Origin of the sequence: Pseudomonas pergaminensis (assembly GCF_024112395.2) — a bacterium.
Lineage (GTDB): Bacteria > Pseudomonadota > Gammaproteobacteria > Pseudomonadales > Pseudomonadaceae > Aquipseudomonas > Aquipseudomonas pergaminensis.
The window spans coordinates 6,555,854-6,573,571 of record NZ_CP078013.2 but is presented as its reverse complement, the minus strand read 5'-3'; the positions used below and the strand labels follow the sequence as shown (position 1 = coordinate 6,573,571).

Below are 17,718 nucleotides of genomic sequence, written 5' to 3'. Positions count from 1 at the left end.
TCAGACGTGCTCCGGGGCAAGGGCGAGCAGGGCATCGCGAGTGCGGGCGAGGAAGGCGGTTTTGTCTTCGCCTTCCTCCAATTGCAGCGGCGCGCCGAAGCTGGTGGTGCACAGCAGGGGCAGCGGCAGTACACGGCCCTTGGGCATGACCCGGTTGAGGTTGGCGATCCATACCGGGATCAATTCGGCCTGTGGGTAACTTTTGGCCAGGTGATACAGGCCGCTTTTGAATGGCAGCAGGCCGTCTTCGAGATTGCGCGTGCCTTCGGGGAAGATGATCAGCGAGTCGCCGCCTTCCAGGGCATTGAGCATGGGCTGCAATGGGTTATCCACAGGCTCTTTGCGTTCGCGATCGATCAATACGCCGTTGAATACACGGTTGATGATGTAGCGGCGCAGAGCGCTTTTATTCCAGTAATCGCTGCCGGCCACCGGACGCGTGAATTTACGCAAGTTCTGCGGCAGCGAGGCCCACAGCAACACAAAGTCGCCATGGCTGCTGTGGTTGGCGAAGTAAATGCGTTGCACCGGCACCGGTGCGCAACCCAGCCACAGGCTGCGCGCTCCGGTGACGGTGCGGGCCATGGAGGTAATCAACGTGGCGACCACGGGTTCGAACATGGGGATTCCTTATCCGGCGAAAGGCAGCCAAGGGCTGGCGAGGATCACGCCCAGGGTCAGCAGCGCTTGTGCGCCCAGCAGCCAGGCTTGTTTGCGCAACAGTTTGAGCGCGCCGCGACGGCGTTCGGGCCAAGGCCGGCCAACGCGCTTGGGCGATTGCAGGCCGAGGGTTTGCAGGGCCTGGTCAAGGTCCGGGGTGCGCTCGATATCACGCGCCAACAGAGCAAACAGGTCGGCGTCGAAGGCCACCCGCAGCGCCCAGTACTTCTGCAGCAAGCCGAGGATAATCATCCACAGGCTGAGCAACAGGCAGATCGTCGAGATGCTCGCCATCAACAACTGGGCCAAGCCGAACAACACACCCGCCACGGTCAGGCCTGTGGATAACTGATCGAGCGAGCGGCCACGGCGTAACAGGCTGGCAACCACTTGGAGTTCCATATCAGCTGGCATGGGGCAAACCCTCCAACGCTTCACGGTGTGCGGGGTGCAGGACCACATCGGCCCGCGCTGTACGAATGATAGTCAGCGCCTGCTCTACCGTCGCGGCACGCCCGGAGTGCAATAACCAGGCGGCAACGGCGGTAGCACTGCGTGAGTAGCCGAGGGCGCAACACACCAGCAATGGTCCGCTGGCGCGCAGGCGTTCGATGGCGTGGGCGGCCTGCAGGCATTCGTCGGGCGTTGGGGCGATCAGGTCCAGTACGGGGATGCATTGGTAAGCGCGGCCCTGTGGATTAATCGGCAATTCGGCACACAGATCGACGATGGCCTTGAAGGGCGCCTGCTCGTTTGTCGTAGGAATTCGACCGAGCCAGACATTATCCACAACGCGGTCGGGTTGGGGATGCTTGCGTGTCCACAGGCGCGAGTTTATCCACGCGGCTGCCAGGTACGGCGCATACAGCCACCGCGCGGCGGGCGTCAGTTGACCATCGGCGCGTTTCTGGAAACCCGAAGCGCCCAGTACGAAGTAATTGGCCTTGATCAAGGCGAGAGACACCGCCGGCCAAAGTATCCACAGCCAGCCGCCGCCGAGTACCCAGGCAAGAACCCCCAGTAACAAGGCACCCAGGCCATAACGCACGCCCAACCGCCAGCGCTTGGGGTCTCGTGTGAGCCGCGCATTCAACAGCGGGTTCGGATGCGCCACCGGCCACAGCCACACGCATATCCACCCCGCGAGGGCGCCTGTGGGTAAGTCGATAAAGTGATGTTGATAAGTGGTCAGCACCGAAATACCGATCAATGCGAACCAGCCGTGCACCAGCCAACGCCACACGCCTTGGCTATGGCGCTGGTACATGACCCACAGGATCACCAGCAGCGCGATGTGCAGCGACGGCGCCTGGTTGAACGGCTTGTCGAAGCCTGCCAGCACGGCAAACAGCCAGCCGAAAACGCCATCCAACGCTGGCCGCTCGAAGGTGAAGCGCAGCGGCCAGAGCAGGAAACAACTGACCGCGATGACCTGGGCCGACAGTAGCCGCAATGCATGCTGTTTCAACTCATGCCGAGTGCTGGGCAGCAGCAGGGAAAACCCGTAGAGCAGGTCGATGGACCAGTAGGGCACGATGGTCCATGCCCAGAACGGCATATGGGTTTCCCAGCCGAACACCAGCGTGCCGACGTCGCTGCGTTGGCTGGTCACCCACGTGGCAAAGCCGTAAGTACTGAAGAACAGCGGCGCCAACAGCAGCAGCCAGAGGACCGCTGGTTTCAACAAGCCGGGTTCGCGCATGTTCAGATCTTCTGTGCCAGGGACACGGTAAAGATGCCCCACTCATCCACACGTTGGGTGATCTTGCGAAAGCCGGCAGTTTCCACCAGTTGATCCATTTCCGCCTGGCTGCGACGACGCATCACCCAGGCTTGGCCCTGGCGATGGCTGGTCAGCGCCCGGGCGATCAGTTCCAGTTGCGGGTGCCACGGTTGGCCGGTGTAGACCAGGTAGCCTCCGGGCTCCACGGCCTCGGCCAGTCCGGCCAATGAGCCGCCGACCATGCTGTTGTCGGCAAACAGTTCATACAATCCGGACACCACCGCCAGCGTCGGTTTCGGGTCCAGCGCCGCCAGATCCAGGCGGTCGAACGCATCCCCTTTGACGAACTGCGCGATATCCCCAAGGCCTTTCTCGCGGATCAGCGCGCCACCGTCGCGCACGTTGATGTCGCTGTAGTCACGCAGCAGGATCGATTCCGGCAGCGGCGATACGCCCTGCAAGGCTTCAAGGATGTAGCGACCGTGGCCGGCAGCGATGTCGACGATGCGCACTTCACGCTGTTCATCCCGCAACTTGGTCATGGCCAGGCGCAGCAGTTCCTCGACGTTCAGCTTGCGTTGGCGAATGCCGCGCCAGCCAATGGAGTTGAGGTAATTGGTGTCGATCATCCGCCCCAGCCCGCCCTTGCCGGTGGGCGTGTTGCGGTACACATAGTCCAGGGTGCTGCCGGAGTCGAAACCGGTGTCGAAGCCCAGTTTCACGCCATCCGACAGGTTTTTGCCCAGGCCCATGCTGGCGCGGGTCAGGCGCCAGTACAGGTCGCGCAGGGAATTGCGCGGCAGCGGCGCGGCGAGGGCTTCGGATTCGGCGCAGGTGGTGCCCAGTTTGTCCGCATCCAACAGCGAGGCGCGGTCCAGCGGGTGTTCGAAGTTCTGCAGGATAAAGCGCCTGGCGCTGTTTACGGCGGTGGCGCGGTCACGTTCGCCGAGGGTGTCGTGGAAGAACCCGGGAAGGATATGCAGCTCTTTTTTCAGGCTGCCAAGGCGGTCAAAGAATTGCTGCTGGGGTTTGCGATGCACTACAAAGTCGGAGCCGGAGACCAGCAGTTGGGTCGGCACCTGGATCGCCTGGGCATCGGCGACTACCCGGTCGGCCGCCTCATACAGGCCGAGCAGCACGTTTACCGAGATTGCCTTGGTGATCAGCGGGTCAGTGTCGTAGGAGGCTACGCGTTCCGGGTCATGGCTGAGGAACTTGGCCTTGACGTAGCTGTTGACGAAAAAGTTGCCGCGAAACTTGCGCATCAGCGCCAGGCCCGGTCGCGCGAACGGCACGTAGAGCTTGACCTTGAACGCCGGGGAGGCGAGCACCAGGGCGCGGATTTTCGGCGCGTAATCGTGTACCCACGTGGCGGCAATGACTGCACCGACGCTTTGGGCGACGACGGCGAAGTTTTCTTCCTCGATGCCATAGGTGGCACCGATGTGGTTGCAAAAGGTCTGCACATCGCGGGCGCTGGTGGCGAAGCTGGGGCTGTCACCGCGCTCGCCAGGGGACTGGCCGTGACCACGGGCGTCCCAGGCGAAGAAGTCGAACTGCGCCAGGTTCAGCTCATCGACCAGGTGGGCGATACGCCCCGAATGCTCATGGCCGCGATGGAACAACACAATCGCTCTGCGCGGCTCGCCGTCTGCCTGGGCGGTGGCTGGCCAGTGCCGGTAGAAAAGCTCGACGCCATCATGGGTGCTGAAGCTGTGCTCTTGCTGTTCGCGCATCGCAAAAATCCTTATGCAATCGGTGAAGTTTCTTGTTGTTCTTTAAGGCCCTGACGCACCCGATTGACCAGGGTGTAGGCAAGCAGGGCCGCGACCAGCCACATCACCGTATCGACCCAACCGGCACTCAGCCAGCCCAGCGCCACGCCGGTGGCTAGCACGCCGAGTACGAAGGCGCGATCACTTTTGCCCATCGGCCCGTCGTAGCGGCGCGACGCACCGACCATGGGCCCCAGCACCCCGGCGTATTCGCTGAATACCGCCAGCAACGCCACCAGCAGCACCGGCGACAGGCTCACACCGGGGATCAGCGCAAACGGCAGGATCAGCGCACTGTCGGCGATTACATCGCACAGTTCATTGAGGTAAGCGCCCAGGCGCGACTGCTGGCCGAATTCGCGGGCGAGCATGCCGTCGATGGCGTTGAGGGCCATGCGCAGGATCATCCATAACGGGATCAGCGCGAACAGCCACAGGTGTTGGGCAAAGCTGGCGATCAGCAGCCCGACCAGCAGCGAAACCACCCCGGCCAGCACGGTGATCTGGTTGGCGGTGGTGCCATTGTCGTAAAGGCGCTGCACAAGCGGGCGCAGCACGTTCTGAAAACGCGGTTTGAGCTGATAGATCGAAATCATGGGGGGTGACGCTTCCTTGTCCGTGGACCCGCGAAAAACTGTTCTGGAGTGTGCCGATTAATCGCGGCCTGCACCAGTGATGGCGCGTGTTTCTGGGGGTTTAGTCACGGTCTTGAACACAACGATGTCCCTCTGTGGTGGCTGGCTTGCCTGCGATAGCGCCACCTCGGTTTTTCAGTTACACCGAGGTGGCGCTATCGCAGGCAAGCCAGCTCCCAAACAAGACCGCTTCCACAGGGGATTTGGGTGCATCTGAAACTGCTGTTTTTCGAACAAAAATTTCACGCTCCGTGTTATATCGTAACGAATTGTGTACAACTGGGCGTTGAGTGGATGCAAGTGGATCTGGAAGCTGACGGCGCTTCGGTGGAAGGCCTACCGCGTTTTCAACAGGGGCTGTTCCATGCCCGTCGATTGCGCCAGGCCGGTATCAGCCTGACGGTGCTGGCGGTGGCCGGCTGGGTGTTGGCGCTATTTGTCGCGTTGTTTACGCCGCTGTCGATCTGGCCTGTGGTGCTGATCAACTGCGCGTCGGCGTTATGGCTGCTGGTCGCCGCTTTGCAGTCAGCCTGGTGGGTGGCGGATTGGCGCGCCCAGGCACTGGAAGCCCCCGCGGTTGACCTGCCGGTTGAAGACGCGGGCCGCTACGCGCGCCTGGTCGAGCGCTTTGGCAAGCAGATCGGTGCGCCGGTTTTATGGCTGGGCGGCTGGTCGCTGCTGGCGTTGGTCAGCATTGTCGAATTCTGGAACCTGACATTACCCGCTGCCCCCGTCGGTCAATCGGCAAGCATCGGTGCTGCGCTGGCATTGGCCTTGGCGTTTGGCCTGCTGGTGTTCGAACGTCGCTTGGCTCAGGAAACCGTTGCGCAATGGCCGGAAGCCTCACAACTGGCGCAGTTGAGTCGGGTGGCGATTATCTGCCTGGTGGTCAGTGCGGTTTGCCTGCTATTTGCCGGTGCGCAGTCGGTGTGGCCGTTGCGCCTGGCGGTGCTGATCGGGTTGCTGCCGGCATTGGTCTCGCTGGAGTTTCTATTAAGAGCTGTACTGTCGTTGTTCAGCCCACGCCAGCCACGGCTCGAACCTCGGCTGATGGCGCACAGTTTTATCGCCGGGCTGCTTCGATGGCCGCCCCAACCCTTGCTCGCGTTGCAGCATGAGTTGCACAACCGTTTCGGCATCGACCTGCGCCAGATCTGGGCCTTTACCTACATGCGCAGGGCGTTCCTGCCGGTGTTGCTGGTGGTGCTTGCGGTAGGCTGGGCGCTTACCGGTGTGCACGAAGTGCCCCTGCAAGGCCGTGGGATTTATGAGCGCTTTGGTAAACCCGTTGAGGTGTTCGGCCCCGGTTTGCATGTGGGGTTACCGTGGCCGTTGGGCCGTGTCATCGGCGTCGAAAACGGCGTGGTGCATGAGCTGGCCACCAGTGTCAGCGAAGCTGCTGCCCCGGAACTGGCCGCTGCGGAAGGCCCGCCACCGTCGATTGCCAATCGGCTGTGGGACGCCAGCCATGTGAATGACAAATCCCAAGTGATCGCCAGCAGCAGCGGCGACAAGCAGAGCTTCCAGATCGTTAACATGGACGTGCGGTTTGTCTACCGCATCGGCCTTACCGATCAGGCCGCGCTGGCCGCCACCTACAACAGCGCCGATGTACCGACTCTCATCCGCAGCACCGCCAGTCGCATCCTGGTGCACGACTTTGCCTCGCGTACCCTGGATGAATTGCTCGGCGAACAACGCACCTCCCTGGCCGACGAGATCGGGCGCGCCGTGCAGGCGGACCTGCAAACACTCGACAGTGGCGTGGAAATCCTTGCCACCGTGGTCGAGGCGATCCACCCACCGGCCGGTGCCGCCAACGCTTATCACGGCGTGCAAGCTGCGCAGATTGGTGCCCAGGCCCTGATCTCCCGCGAGCGCGGTGCGGCCAGTGAGCAAACCAACCAGGCGTTGCTGCAAGCCAGCACCGCGCGCGATCAGGCCCAGGCCATAGCGCGGGAAGTGAACGCCGGCGCCCAGGCCGCCGACCTGCGTTTCGCCGCCGAACAAAAGGCCTACGCCACGGCCGGCCAGGCCTTCGTGCTGGAGCAATACCTTGGCCAACTCAGCCAGGGCCTGGCCCATGCCAAGTTGCTTATCCTGGATCACCGCCTGGGCGCCGATGGCGCGCCGACGATCGATCTGCGTTCTTTTACCTTGCCGGCCGATCCTTCGGTGCCGCGTAAAGCCGTTCAATAAGGAGTCTGTCTGTTGAGCGCTCATTCTCACGATCATCACCATGGCCATCACCATCACCACCATCATGGTGACGAGCACGCCGCTGGCCCGTTCCCCTGGCGCCGTATGGCCTGGGCGCTGTTGCTGGTATTGTTTGCGGTCGCCGCCGCCAGCCTGGTGCAAGTGCGCTCCGGCGAGGCCACGGTGATTACTCGTTTCGGCAACCCTTCGCGGGTGCTGCTGGAACCCGGCCTGGGCTGGCGTTGGCCGGCGCCGTTCGAAGCGGCGATCCCGGTAGATCTGCGCCTGCGCACCACCTCCAGCGGTTTGCAGGATGTGGGCACCCGCGATGGCCTGCGCATCATCGTGCAGGCCTACGTGGCGTGGCAGGTGCAAGGCGACGCAGACAACGTGCAGCGCTTCATGCGCGCGGTGCAGAACCAGCCGGATGAAGCGGCGCGGCAGATCCGCACCTTCGTGGGTTCGGCGTTGGAAACCACCGCGGCCAGCTTCGACCTGTCGAGCCTGATCAACACCGATGCCAGCCAGGTGCGCATCGCTGACTTCGAAGCGCAGTTGCGCCAGCAGATTGATCAACAATTGCTCACCACCTACGGCGTGCGCGTGGCCCAAGTCGGTATCGAACGGCTGACCTTGCCGTCAGTGACCCTCACCGCCACCGTCGACCGTATGCGCGCCGAGCGCGAAACCATCGCCACCGAGCGCACCGCCGTGGGCAAGCGCGAAGCGGCGCAGATCCGCTCCGCCGCCGAGCGTGATGCGCGCATTGTGCAGGCCGATGCCACGGTGAAAGCCGCCGACATCGAAGCGCAGTCGCGGGTCGAGGCCGCGCAGATCTATGGCCGCGCCTACGCCGGCAATCCGCAGCTGTACAACCTGCTGCGCTCCCTGGATACCTTGGGCACCGTGGTCACGCCAGGCACCAAGATCATCCTGCGCACCGACGCTGCGCCATTCCGCGCCTTGGTCGACGGGCCGAAGGATGTCCAGCCATGACCGAGCGTGACGGCCCGGACAGTCCGTGGATCCAGGCCGGGCGCCTGACGTTCCTGGCGTTGTACGCGGTGACCGTGTTGGCGGCGTTGGCCTGGGCATTTTCCAATGTGCGCCAGATCGACCCGCAGTACCGCGCGGTGGTTTTGCACTTCGGCGCCCTCGACCGTATCCAGAATGCCGGGCTCTTGCTGGCCTGGCCGCAGCCTTTTGAGCAGGTGGTGCTATTGCCGGCGGCTGACCGTGTGATCGAGCGGCGGGTGGAGAACCTGCTGCGTTCCGACGCGGCGATCCAGGCCGACCGCGTGGCCAGTTTCGCCACGCCGTTGAGTGATGCGCTGGCCGGCTCCGGTTATCTGCTGACCGGCGATGCCGGTGTGGTGCAGTTGGATGTGCGGGTGTTCTACAAAGTCATCGAACCCTATGCCTTTGTGTTGCAGGGCGAGCATGTGCTGCCGGCGCTGGATCGCCTGGTCACCCGCAGTGCCGTGGCGCTCACGGCGGCACGGGATCTGGACACGATCCTGGTGGCACGACCTGAATTGATCGGGTCCGATAACGGCGCTGCCGAACGTCGCGAGCGGCTGCGTGGCGACTTGGTGCAAGGCATCAACAAACGCCTGGTGGAGCTGACATCCACAGGGTTGGGATTGGGTATCCAAGTCACCCGCGTGGATGTGCAATCGAGCCTGCCAGGCCCGGCGGTAAACGCGTTCAATGCGGTGCTGACAGCCAGTCAGCAGGCCGATAAAGCCGTCGCCAACGCCCGCACCGCTGCGGAAAAACTCACCCAGACCGCGACCCAGCAGGCCGATCGCCTGGTGCAAGTCGCCCACGCACAGGCCAGCGAACGCCTGGCCAACGCCCAGGCGCAGACGGCCACGGTCGCCAGCCTGGCCCAAGTGAAAGACCCGGGCCTGATGTTGCGCCTCTACCGCGAGCGCCTGCCAAAGATTCTCGGCCAGGCCGGCTCGGTGACCACGGTCGATCCTAAAGACGACGCCCGCTTGATCATCCAGGGAGCCGAACAATGAGCGCACCCATGCTGACGTCCGCCGAGCAGCGCAGCGCTGCCCGGCAATTGACCCTGGCCATGCTCGCCTTGGGCTTGCTGGTGTTAGGCCTGGTATGGCGCTGGCTGGCGCCAGACCAGACCGGCGTGAGCCAGTTGCTGCTGGGCGTCGCGTCGCTGTTGGTGGCGGTGCCGGTGATGCGTTCGGCCTGGTACAGCCTGCGATTTCCCAGCCTGCATGGCATCACCGACCAACTGATCGCCTTGGCCATGCTCGGCGCCTGGGCCACGGGTGATCTGCTGACCGCCGCGCTGTTGCCGATCATCATGATCTTTGGGCATGTGCTGGAAGAGCGCAGCGTGATCGGCTCCCAGGAGGCGATTCATGCCCTGGGTAAACTCACGCGCAGTCATGCGCGGTTGGTGCAGGCTGACGGCAGCATCCATGAGGTGGACAACGGCACGCTGAACACCGGCGACATCGTCGAGGTGCGTGCGGGTGATCGGGTACCGGCTGATGGTGTGGTGCTGTCGGGCCAGGCGAGCCTGGACACGGCGCCGATTACCGGTGAGTCAGTGCCGTTGGAAGCCAGCGTGGGCGTGCAGGTGTTTGGTGGGGCGATCAACCTCGACGGCCTGCTGCGCCTGCAAGTGACCCGCACCGGTAACGAATCTACCTTGGGCAAGGTCATTGCGCTGATGCAGAACGCCGAGCGTTCCAAGCCGCCGATCACACGGCTGCTGGAGCGTTATGCCGGCAGCTATATGGTGCTGGTGTTGCTGCTGGCGGCGGTCACCTGGTTTGTGACCAATGACGCCCAGGCGATGCTCGCGGTGTTGGTGGCCGCGTGTCCATGCGCCTTGGTGCTGTCGGCGCCGGCCACCGCCATTGCCGGGATTGCCGTGGCGGCGCGGCATGGAATACTGATTCGCAGCTCGGCGTTCCTCGAAGAGCTGGCGGACCTGACCTCCCTGGTGGTCGACAAGACGGGCACCCTGACCTTCGGTACGTTGCGCCTGCACTCTATCGAAACCACCGAGCCGGACCGGCAGGTGTTGCTGAACCTGGCCGCCAGCTTGGGCTCGGCCAGCAGCCACCCGGTCAGCCGGGCGCTGGCGGGGTTGGCGACCCAGGGACAGCGGCTGGCGTTGACGGATATTCGCGAGCGCCAGGGCCTTGGTGTGGTGGCGCAGACCGATGGGGGCGAAGCGGCCTTGGGCCGGCCGGAGTTGTTCGAACACCTGGGCATCCTCACCACGGCTGTTCCCAATCACGATGGGCCCATCGCCGGGTTGGCGCTGAACGGGCAGTTTCTAGCCTGGCTGTTGCTGGCCGATAGCGTCAAGCCGGAAGCCCGCCAGGCCCTGCAAGAGCTGCGGGACCTTGGCCTCGGTCGCCAACTGCTGCTCACCGGCGACCGCCAGAGTGTGGCTGACAGCCTGGCACTGGACGTGGGCATCAGCGATGTCCAGGCCCAGGCCCTGCCGGAAGACAAGCTCAACCGCGTGCTGGGCGAGATCGGCAGCGGCTTCCGGCCAATGGTGGTGGGGGATGGCATCAACGATTCGCTGGCGCTCAAGGCCGGTGTGGTCGGCGTGGCCATGGGCGCGGGTGGGGCGGATATCGCATTGGCGTCGGCGGATGTGGTGCTGATCGGCAGCGACCTGCGGCGCCTGGGCACCTGTGTGCGTTTGAGCCGCCAGTGCCGGCAGACGTTGCAGGTCAACGTGATCATCGGCCTGGGTTGGACCCTGGCCATTGTCGTGTTTGCCGCGTTTGGCTGGTTGGGTGCCGCCGGCGCCATGATTGCGGCGGTGTTGCATAACCTCAGCACCTTGCTGGTACTGGGGAACGCCGGGCGTTTGCTGCGCTTTCAGGAGCCCCTGTCGAAGCTTGAGGAGTAATTTTCAGTTTTTTTTGCGGGTGCTGTAACGCCTGTGGGGGACCTCACTCTAGTGGTGTGTCGAGGCTGAACAATCCGTTCAGAACGGCACCCCTACTGATCGTTGAGGAATACAAAAATGAACATCAAAAAAGCCGTTTCCGGTGCTGCCCTGGCTATCGCTGCTGCCACTATGTTCGCCGGTGTTGCGACCCAGGCGCAGGCCGCCGACGCTAACGTTCATTGCTACGGCGTGACCTCCTGCAAAGGCATGAACGACTGCAAGACCGCTGAAAACGCCTGCAAAGGCCAGGCTGTCTGCAAGGGCCACGGCTTCAAGGCCATGACCAAGGCTGCCTGCGACGCTGCCGGCGGCAAAGTCGGCGAGTAATCGCAAGCCGAGTGCAACCGCAGCGGCTTTCACGCCGCTGCGGACACTTTTCCAGGAGTCCATGATGGCCACGTCTCTTCCCTTCCTGGGTTACGGCCTGGGTTTACGCAACGAATACTACGAACAGATCCTTGAACAATCGCCGCCTGTGGATTGGTTCGAAGTGATCTCCGAGAGTTATCTGGTCCAGGGCGGCAAAGCCTTGTACTACCTGGAGGCGATAGCCGAGCGTTATCCCCTGGTGATGCACGGCGTGTCCCTGTCCATCGGCGGGCCCCATGCCCTCGATACCGACTACCTGAAGCAAATCAAACAGCTCGCCGAGCGTATCCAGCCGGCGTGGGTGTCCGATCACCTGTGCTGGAGCCGCGGCAGCGCCCACCAGTTGCACGACCTGCTGCCGCTGCCTTACACCGAAGAAAGCCTTTACCACGTGGCGGCCCGCGTGCGCCAAGTGCAGGACGTATTGCAGCGTCCACTGGTGCTGGAAAACGTCTCCAGTTATGTGCGCTCGAAGGCGGACGAATTCACCGAGTGGGAATTCCTCAACGCCCTGGCGCACCTGTCGGGCTGCCAATTGTTGCTCGACGTCAACAATGTGTATGTCAGCTCGCGCAATCATGGCTTTGACGCCTGGACGTTTATCCGCAACCTGCCCCCTGAGAGCATCCGCCAACTGCACCTGGCGGGGCACATGGACTATGGCGACTACGTGGTCGACACCCATGACCATCCGGTGTGTGACCCGGTGTGGGCGCTCTATCAACAGACACTGGAGCACCTGGGCCCGGTGTCGACGCTACTGGAGCGGGACGACCATTTCCCCCCCTTTGAAGCGTTGCTCACAGAGCTGGGCAAGGCTCGCGAACTGGGGGCCATCGCCTTGGCCAGGAGATCGTTATGCGCCTGATCGATTGGCAACTGGCCTTTGAACAGCACCTTTTAGCCGAAACCTCAGTGGCCGACAGTGGTTTCGCCGCCACCCTGCTGGGCGGGCCGACGCTGGACGTGGACACGGGCCTGGCGATTTACCACAACGCCTACCTCGCACGGCTGCGGGAAGTCTTGCGGCATGATTTCAGTGCTGTCCTCTATTGGCTGGGTGATGATGAATTCGCCTCGCTGACCGACGCCTATGTGCGCCGTTACCCATCGGCTCATTACAGCCTGCGGTGGCTGGGCAAGCGTTTCCCGGCGTTCATTCTTGAACACCTGGTGGCGGAACAAAGCGCGCCGCTGGCGGAACTGGCGCGGTTGGAGTGGGCGTTTACACTGGCGTTTGATGCGCCCCAGGGTGAACCGCTGACCCTCCACGACATGGCACACCTGGCGCCTGAAGACTGGCCGGGTTTGCAGGTGACGCTGGCGCCCTCCGTGCAGCAGATACTCTGCCGCTTCAATACGGTGGCACTCTGGCAGGCCAGCAAGGCGAAGTCGCACTTCCCGCCCAGCCAGTCGCTGGACCCGGCGCAGATCTGCCTGGTGTGGCGGCACCAGAATGTGTGCCACTACCGGAGCCTGGAGCCTGCAGAAATCTGCGCCCTGGCGGGCATGGTGACTACCGGCTGGAGTTTTTCAGAACTGTGCGCCGAACTCGCAGTCACTTATGCAGAGGGTGCACCACTGCAAGCCGTCACCTGGCTGAAACAGTGGATCCAGGACGGTTTGCTCGAGCGCCGAGCCCCATAGAAGACCGCTATCAAATCGATAGCCTCCTACTTTGTCTTCGGATGGTCTACCCTCACAGCAGACGTCTGAAACAAGGGGGGATCACTCATGCTCGCGCAACTTCCACCGGCCTTACAGAATCTTCAGCTACCGCTGCGTCTTCGACTCTGGGACGGCCATGAATTCAACTTGGGCCCCGAGCCCAGTGTGACCATCGTGGTGAAGGACCCCACGGTAGTCTCCAAACTGACACATCCCACGCTCGATTCACTGGGCGAAGCCTTCGTCGAGGGCAAATTGGAGCTGGAAGGCTCCATCTCCGAGGTCATCCGGGTATGTGACGAATTGAGTCACGCCCTGATCGAAGACGACGAGGGGAGTCGTCCGGTGCGCTCGATCCACGACAAGGCCACTGACGCAGCGGCCATTTCCTACCATTACGACCTGTCCAACGAGTTCTACCAGCTGTGGCTGGACCAGGACATGGCGTACTCCTGCGGTTATTTCGAAACCGGCAGCGAATCCATCGACCAGGCTCAACAAGACAAATTTCGCCACCTGTGCCGCAAGCTGCGGCTGCAGCCGGGCGAGTATTTGCTCGATGTAGGCTGTGGTTGGGGCGGGCTGGCGCGGTTCGCCGCGCGGGAGTTCGGGGTGAAAGTGTTTGGCATCACCTTGAGCAAGGAGCAGTTGGCCCTGGCCCGGGAGCGGGTAAAAGCCGAAGGCCTGGAAGACCAGGTGGACCTGCAACTGCTCGATTACCGAGACCTGCCGCAGGACGGCCGTTTCGACAAAGTGGTGAGCGTGGGCATGTTCGAACACGTCGGCCACGCCAACCTGGCGGAATACTGCAAGACCTTGTTCGGCGCCGTGCGCGAAGGCGGCCTGGTGATGAACCACGGCATTACCGCCAAGCACACCGATGGCCGCCCGGTAGGCCGTGGTGCGGGGGATTTTATCGAACGCTATGTGTTCCCCAATGGCGAGCTGCCGCACCTGGCGATGATGACCGCCGAGATCAGTGAAGTCGGGCTGGAAGTGGTCGATGTCGAAAGCCTGCGCCTGCACTACGCGCGCACCCTGGACCATTGGAGCGAGCGCCTGGAAGACAATCTGGAAGCGGCGGCGAAGATGGTGCCGGAGCAAGCGTTGCGCATTTGGCGGCTGTACCTGGCCGGCTGCGCGTATGCGTTTGCGCGAGGCTGGATCAACCTGCACCAGATTCTGGCGGTGAAGCCCCATGCAGATGGCAGCCATGAACTGCCGTGGACGCGGGAAGATATCTACCGCTGATGGTTTGAAACCACGGTAGGAGCCGGTTTGCCGGCTCCTACCGTGGGTATGGGCTGTGTTAAAGAATCGGTGAAATAAGCCGCGCGACTCGCATGCCCAGTTGTTGAAGGCGGCGCGTTTCGCGGCTTTCTTCCTGGCTGACTTCGTGGGCGAGGGCGAAATCGTCGATCAGCATCTGCTCGACTTCCTTGGCGAAGGCTTCGTCGACTGTCAGTAACATCACCTCGAAATTCAGCCGGAATGATCGGTTGTCCATGTTCGCACTGCCAATGGCGCTGATTTCTCGGTCTACCAACACCACCTTCTGATGCAGAAACCCTGGCGTATAGCGGAACACCCGCACGCCGGCGCGTACGGCTTCGATCGCGTAAAGGCTGGAGGCGGCGTAGACGATGCGGTGGTCGGGCCGCGACGGCAGCAGCAGGCGTACGTCCACGCCACGCAACACTGCCAGGCGCAACGCGGCAAACACGGCTTCGTCGGGGACGAAATACGGGCTGGTGATCCACACGCGTTCGGTCGCCGCGTGGATGGCCTCGACGAAAAACAGCGAGCAGGTTTCATACGGGTCGGCCGGGCCGCTGGCGAGCAGTTGGCAGAGCACGCCGTCCTCGGGGTAGGCATCTGGCAGGATCAGCGGCGGCAACTCGCGCGCGGCCCAGAACCAGTCTTCGGCGAACGACTCCTGCAAGCACGCGACCACCGGTCCTGTGACCTGCACATGGGTATCGCGCCACGGTGCCAGCGGTGGCTTCTTGCCCAGGTATTCATCGCCGACGTTATGCCCGCCGACAAACCCGGTGATGCCGTCCACCACCACGATCTTGCGGTGGTTGCGGAAGTTGACCTGGAAGCGATTGAGCCAGCCGCTGCGGGTGGCGAAGGCTTTGACTTTCACACCGGCGTCGCGCAGCGATTGCACATACCGGTGGGGCAGGGCGTGGCTGCCGATACGGTCGTAGAGCACGTGGATGTCCACGCCCTCCGCAGCTTTTTCCTTCAGTAAGGCGTGCAGTTGGCGGCCGAGTTCGTCGTCATGAATGATAAAAAACTGGAACAGCACCGCGGTCTTGGCGTTGCGAATCGCCTCGAAGATCGCGCTGAAGGTGGCTTCGCCATTGATCAACAAGTGCACTTCATTATTGGCCAGGCACGGCATGCGGCCCAGCTTGGGCATGGCTCGCAGCGAGGCGTAGGCGCTGGAGTTACGCGCGGCCAGGGCTTCTTCGACCCAGGGGCGCCAGTTCAGCGCGGCAATGGCGGTGTGCATTTCCTGGTTGGCTTGGCGACGTGCCTGGATGTAGGCGTCAAAGGTGCTGCGGCCAAAGATCAGGTAGGGGATCAGCGTGAGATAGGGCATGAACATCAGCGACAAGGCCCAGGCGATCGAGCCCTGTGCGGTCCTGACGGTCAGCACCGCGTGGATCGCGGCGAGGGTCCCGAGAAAATGCAGCGTGGCAATGAAGTAGGCGAGCAGGTGCGGGCCAAAAAAATCCATGGACGACGGTACTCCAGGCAATCCAGTGCCTAACAGACCATGTTCGGTCGCGAATGTCGCTATTTTATTTGCCGTGCAACACTGGCCGCTTTGCGGCGTCTAACGCCAACAATTGCCCAGGAGTTACCCGATGAATGCTCGCTTGCTCTGTTTAGCCATGGTTACTGGTTTGGCGCTGCCTATTGCCGCACAGGCGCAGATGCTGGCGCCGGGCTTGTGGGAATTGACCACCAGCAATATGAAAGTCGATAACCAGGACCTGCCGGACCTGTCGCTGATCCTTGGTCAACTCAAGCAACAGATGACCCCCGAACAGCGCGCCATGCTGGAGAAGCAGGGCATTACCATGGCCGGTAAAGGCGTGCAGGTGTGCCTGACACCGGCACAGGTCGCCTCCGACTCGATCCCCCTGACAGACCCGCAGTCGGGCTGTAAGCAGGAAGTGACCGACAAGACCGGCAACCAGTGGAAATTCCGCTTCAGTTGCCCGAAAGCCCAGGGCACGGGCGTCGCCACGTTCCAGAGCCAGAAAGAGTTCACCACCACCGTCAACGGCACCTTTAATGCCACCGGCATTCAGCAAAAGGGCAGCCTCGACAGTCACGCCCAGTGGCTGGGCAGCGATTGCGGTACGGTCAAGCCGCGCGCTTAACGCAAGAAATGCAGGGGCAAGCCCTGGCAGCTGTCGACCACCTGGCCGTTGTGCCAAGCCAGGTGGCCGGAGACCAGCGTGGTGCTGACGCTGTGGCGCAAACTGCGCTCGGCGAAGGGTGTCCAGCCGCAACGGGCCAGGACCGGTTGGCTGCTGACCGGTTTGCCGGCAGGCTCCGGTTTGATCACCACCAGGTCTGCCCAATAACCCTCGCGTAGATAACCCCGATCCGGGATGGCGAACAGGTCGGCCACGCGGTGACTGGTTTTCGCCACCAGGGTGGTCAGCGGCAGCAGCCCATCGGCCACCAACTCCAACAACGCCGGCAGCGCGTGCTGCACCAGGGGCAAACCCGACGGCGCTTCACGATAGCTCAACTGTTTTTGTGCCCAGGTATGCGGTGCATGGTCAGTGCCAATCACATCCAGACGGTCACTCAATAAGGCCTGGCGTAGCGCGTCGCGGTCGGCGCGGGTCTTGATCGCCGGGTTGCATTTGATCTGGTGACCGAGGCGGTGATAGTCGCGGTCATCAAATAGCAGGTGATGCACGCAAACTTCCGCTGTGATGCGTTTTTCCGCCAGCGGCTTGTCTTCGAATAGGCTCAATTCGCGAGCGCTGGTCAGGTGCAGCACATGCAGGCGCGTGCCGAAGCGCTGCGCCAATTCCACGGCGAAGGACGACGAGCGATAACACGCTTCGGCATCCCGGATCAGCGGGTGGGCCACGGGTGGAATCATGTCGCCGAAGCGCTCGCGCAGGCGCTGTTCGTTGGCCAGGATGCTCGGCGTGTGTTCGCAGTGGGCCAGCAGGATAGTCGGTACTTCGGCAAATAGCCGCTCGAGGATCCGTGGGTCATCCACCAACATGTTGCCGGTGGATGCGCCCATGAACACTTTGACCCCGGCCACTGCGCGCGGATCGAGCGCTGCGACCGTGTCGAGGTTGTCGTTGCTCACGCCAAAGTGAAAGCCATAGTTGGCTACTGAGTGCAGGGCCGCCCGGCGCTTTTTATCCGCCAGGGCCTCCAGGGTCAGGGTGGCGGGGCTGGTATTGGGCATGTCCATGAAACTGGTGATACCGCCGGCCACCGCCGCGCGTGATTCACTGTAGAAGCTGCCTTTGTCCGGTGCGCCGGGGTCGCGAAAGTGCACCTGGTCATCGATCATCCCCGGCAGCAGCCATTGGCCCTGGGCGTCGATGGCCACGGGGGCGTTGCAGCCTTCGATGCTACTGGCGATCTTCTCGATCCGGCCGTTGGCGACCAGCACATCAGCGTCGAACTCCTGGCCTTCGTTCACCAGGCGGGCATTGCGAATCAGCAGGCGGCTCATGG

General features: G+C 62.7%; 16 protein-coding genes. 9 read left to right on the top strand and 7 right to left on the bottom strand.

Translation table 11 applies throughout. The annotated features are described in order from the left end of the window. The 5 genes from KUA23_RS30015 to KUA23_RS29995 are packed head-to-tail and all read right to left on the bottom strand — an operon-like array spanning position 1 to position 4,754. The gene (locus KUA23_RS30015; protein ID WP_100491842.1) at positions 1-621 is read right to left on the bottom strand and encodes a lysophospholipid acyltransferase family protein; all 621 of its coding nucleotides are present in this window, start codon (positions 619-621) and stop codon (positions 1-3) included. Positions 622-630: 9 nt separating this feature from the next. Further along, on the bottom strand, positions 631-1,074 hold the full coding sequence (locus KUA23_RS30010; RefSeq protein ID WP_078050825.1) for a hypothetical protein: 444 nt from the start codon (positions 1,072-1,074) through the stop codon (positions 631-633). Continuing rightward, on the bottom strand, positions 1,064-2,362 hold the full coding sequence (locus tag KUA23_RS30005) for a phosphatase PAP2/dual specificity phosphatase family protein (protein WP_252993261.1): 1,299 nt from the start codon (positions 2,360-2,362) through the stop codon (positions 1,064-1,066). The genes KUA23_RS30010 and KUA23_RS30005 overlap by 11 nt, the downstream gene beginning before the upstream one ends. 2 nt (positions 2,363-2,364) lie before the next feature. Continuing rightward, positions 2,365-4,119, bottom strand: a complete 1,755-nt coding sequence (locus KUA23_RS30000; RefSeq protein WP_252993260.1) for a bifunctional alpha/beta hydrolase/class I SAM-dependent methyltransferase — start codon at positions 4,117-4,119, stop codon at positions 2,365-2,367. An 11-nt stretch (positions 4,120-4,130) separates the two neighbouring features. After that, positions 4,131-4,754 carry a CDP-alcohol phosphatidyltransferase family protein gene (locus KUA23_RS29995; protein ID WP_252993259.1) on the bottom strand — a complete coding sequence of 208 codons (624 nt, stop codon included), beginning with the start codon at positions 4,752-4,754 and terminating at the stop codon, positions 4,131-4,133. 333 nt (positions 4,755-5,087) lie between these two features. Between KUA23_RS29995 and hflK (KUA23_RS29990) the strand changes: the two genes are divergently transcribed. The 8 genes from hflK (KUA23_RS29990) to cfaB all read left to right on the top strand — a co-directional run bounded on the left by hflK (KUA23_RS29990) (position 5,088) and on the right by cfaB (position 14,232). After that, positions 5,088-6,992 carry a protease modulator HflK gene (gene hflK, locus KUA23_RS29990; RefSeq protein WP_252993258.1) on the top strand — a complete coding sequence of 635 codons (1,905 nt, stop codon included), beginning with the start codon at positions 5,088-5,090 and terminating at the stop codon, positions 6,990-6,992. A gap of 9 nt (positions 6,993-7,001) precedes the next feature. Continuing rightward, the gene (gene hflC / locus KUA23_RS29985; protein ID WP_177409534.1) at positions 7,002-7,988 is read left to right on the top strand and encodes a protease modulator HflC; all 987 of its coding nucleotides are present in this window, start codon (positions 7,002-7,004) and stop codon (positions 7,986-7,988) included. Beyond that, a complete protein-coding gene (gene hflK, locus KUA23_RS29980; RefSeq protein WP_100491848.1) occupies positions 7,985-9,019 on the top strand; it encodes a protease modulator HflK in 1,035 nt (344 codons plus the stop codon). Before hflC ends, hflK (KUA23_RS29980) begins: the two co-directional genes overlap by 4 nt. Further along, positions 9,016-10,902, top strand: a complete 1,887-nt coding sequence (locus tag KUA23_RS29975; protein ID WP_252993257.1) for a cation-translocating P-type ATPase — start codon at positions 9,016-9,018, stop codon at positions 10,900-10,902. Before hflK (KUA23_RS29980) ends, KUA23_RS29975 begins: the two co-directional genes overlap by 4 nt. Positions 10,903-11,019: 117 nt before the next feature. Next, positions 11,020-11,271, top strand: a complete 252-nt coding sequence (bufA2, locus tag KUA23_RS29970; protein ID WP_078050818.1) for a BufA2 family periplasmic bufferin-type metallophore — start codon at positions 11,020-11,022, stop codon at positions 11,269-11,271. Between the two features lie 64 nt (positions 11,272-11,335). Further along, positions 11,336-12,181, top strand: coding sequence for an MNIO family bufferin maturase (bufB, locus tag KUA23_RS29965; RefSeq protein ID WP_252993256.1), 846 nt, complete (start codon positions 11,336-11,338; stop codon positions 12,179-12,181). Further along, on the top strand, positions 12,172-12,960 hold the full coding sequence (locus KUA23_RS29960) for an HvfC/BufC N-terminal domain-containing protein (RefSeq protein WP_078050816.1): 789 nt from the start codon (positions 12,172-12,174) through the stop codon (positions 12,958-12,960). Before bufB ends, KUA23_RS29960 begins: the two co-directional genes overlap by 10 nt. Before the next feature lie 87 nt (positions 12,961-13,047). After that, entirely contained in the window at positions 13,048-14,232 is a 1,185-nt protein-coding gene (gene cfaB / locus KUA23_RS29955; protein WP_078050815.1) for a C17 cyclopropane fatty acid synthase CfaB, read from the top strand. A 58-nt stretch (positions 14,233-14,290) separates the two neighbouring features. Here cfaB and cls read toward each other — a convergent pair whose 3' ends face one another. Next, the gene (cls, locus tag KUA23_RS29950) at positions 14,291-15,730 is read right to left on the bottom strand and encodes a cardiolipin synthase (RefSeq protein WP_099493266.1); all 1,440 of its coding nucleotides are present in this window, start codon (positions 15,728-15,730) and stop codon (positions 14,291-14,293) included. 130 nt (positions 15,731-15,860) lie between these two features. Here cls and KUA23_RS29945 point away from each other — a divergent pair, with 130 nt between their 5' ends. Next, on the top strand, positions 15,861-16,382 hold the full coding sequence (locus KUA23_RS29945; RefSeq protein WP_252993255.1) for a DUF3617 domain-containing protein: 522 nt from the start codon (positions 15,861-15,863) through the stop codon (positions 16,380-16,382). On the opposite strand, the gene KUA23_RS29940 is transcribed toward KUA23_RS29945, so the two are convergent. Beyond that, the gene (locus KUA23_RS29940; protein WP_100491853.1) at positions 16,379-17,716 is read right to left on the bottom strand and encodes a dihydroorotase; all 1,338 of its coding nucleotides are present in this window, start codon (positions 17,714-17,716) and stop codon (positions 16,379-16,381) included. The two genes, KUA23_RS29945 and KUA23_RS29940, sit on opposite strands and share 4 nt — an antisense overlap. Between the last annotated feature and the right edge of the window lie 2 nt (positions 17,717-17,718).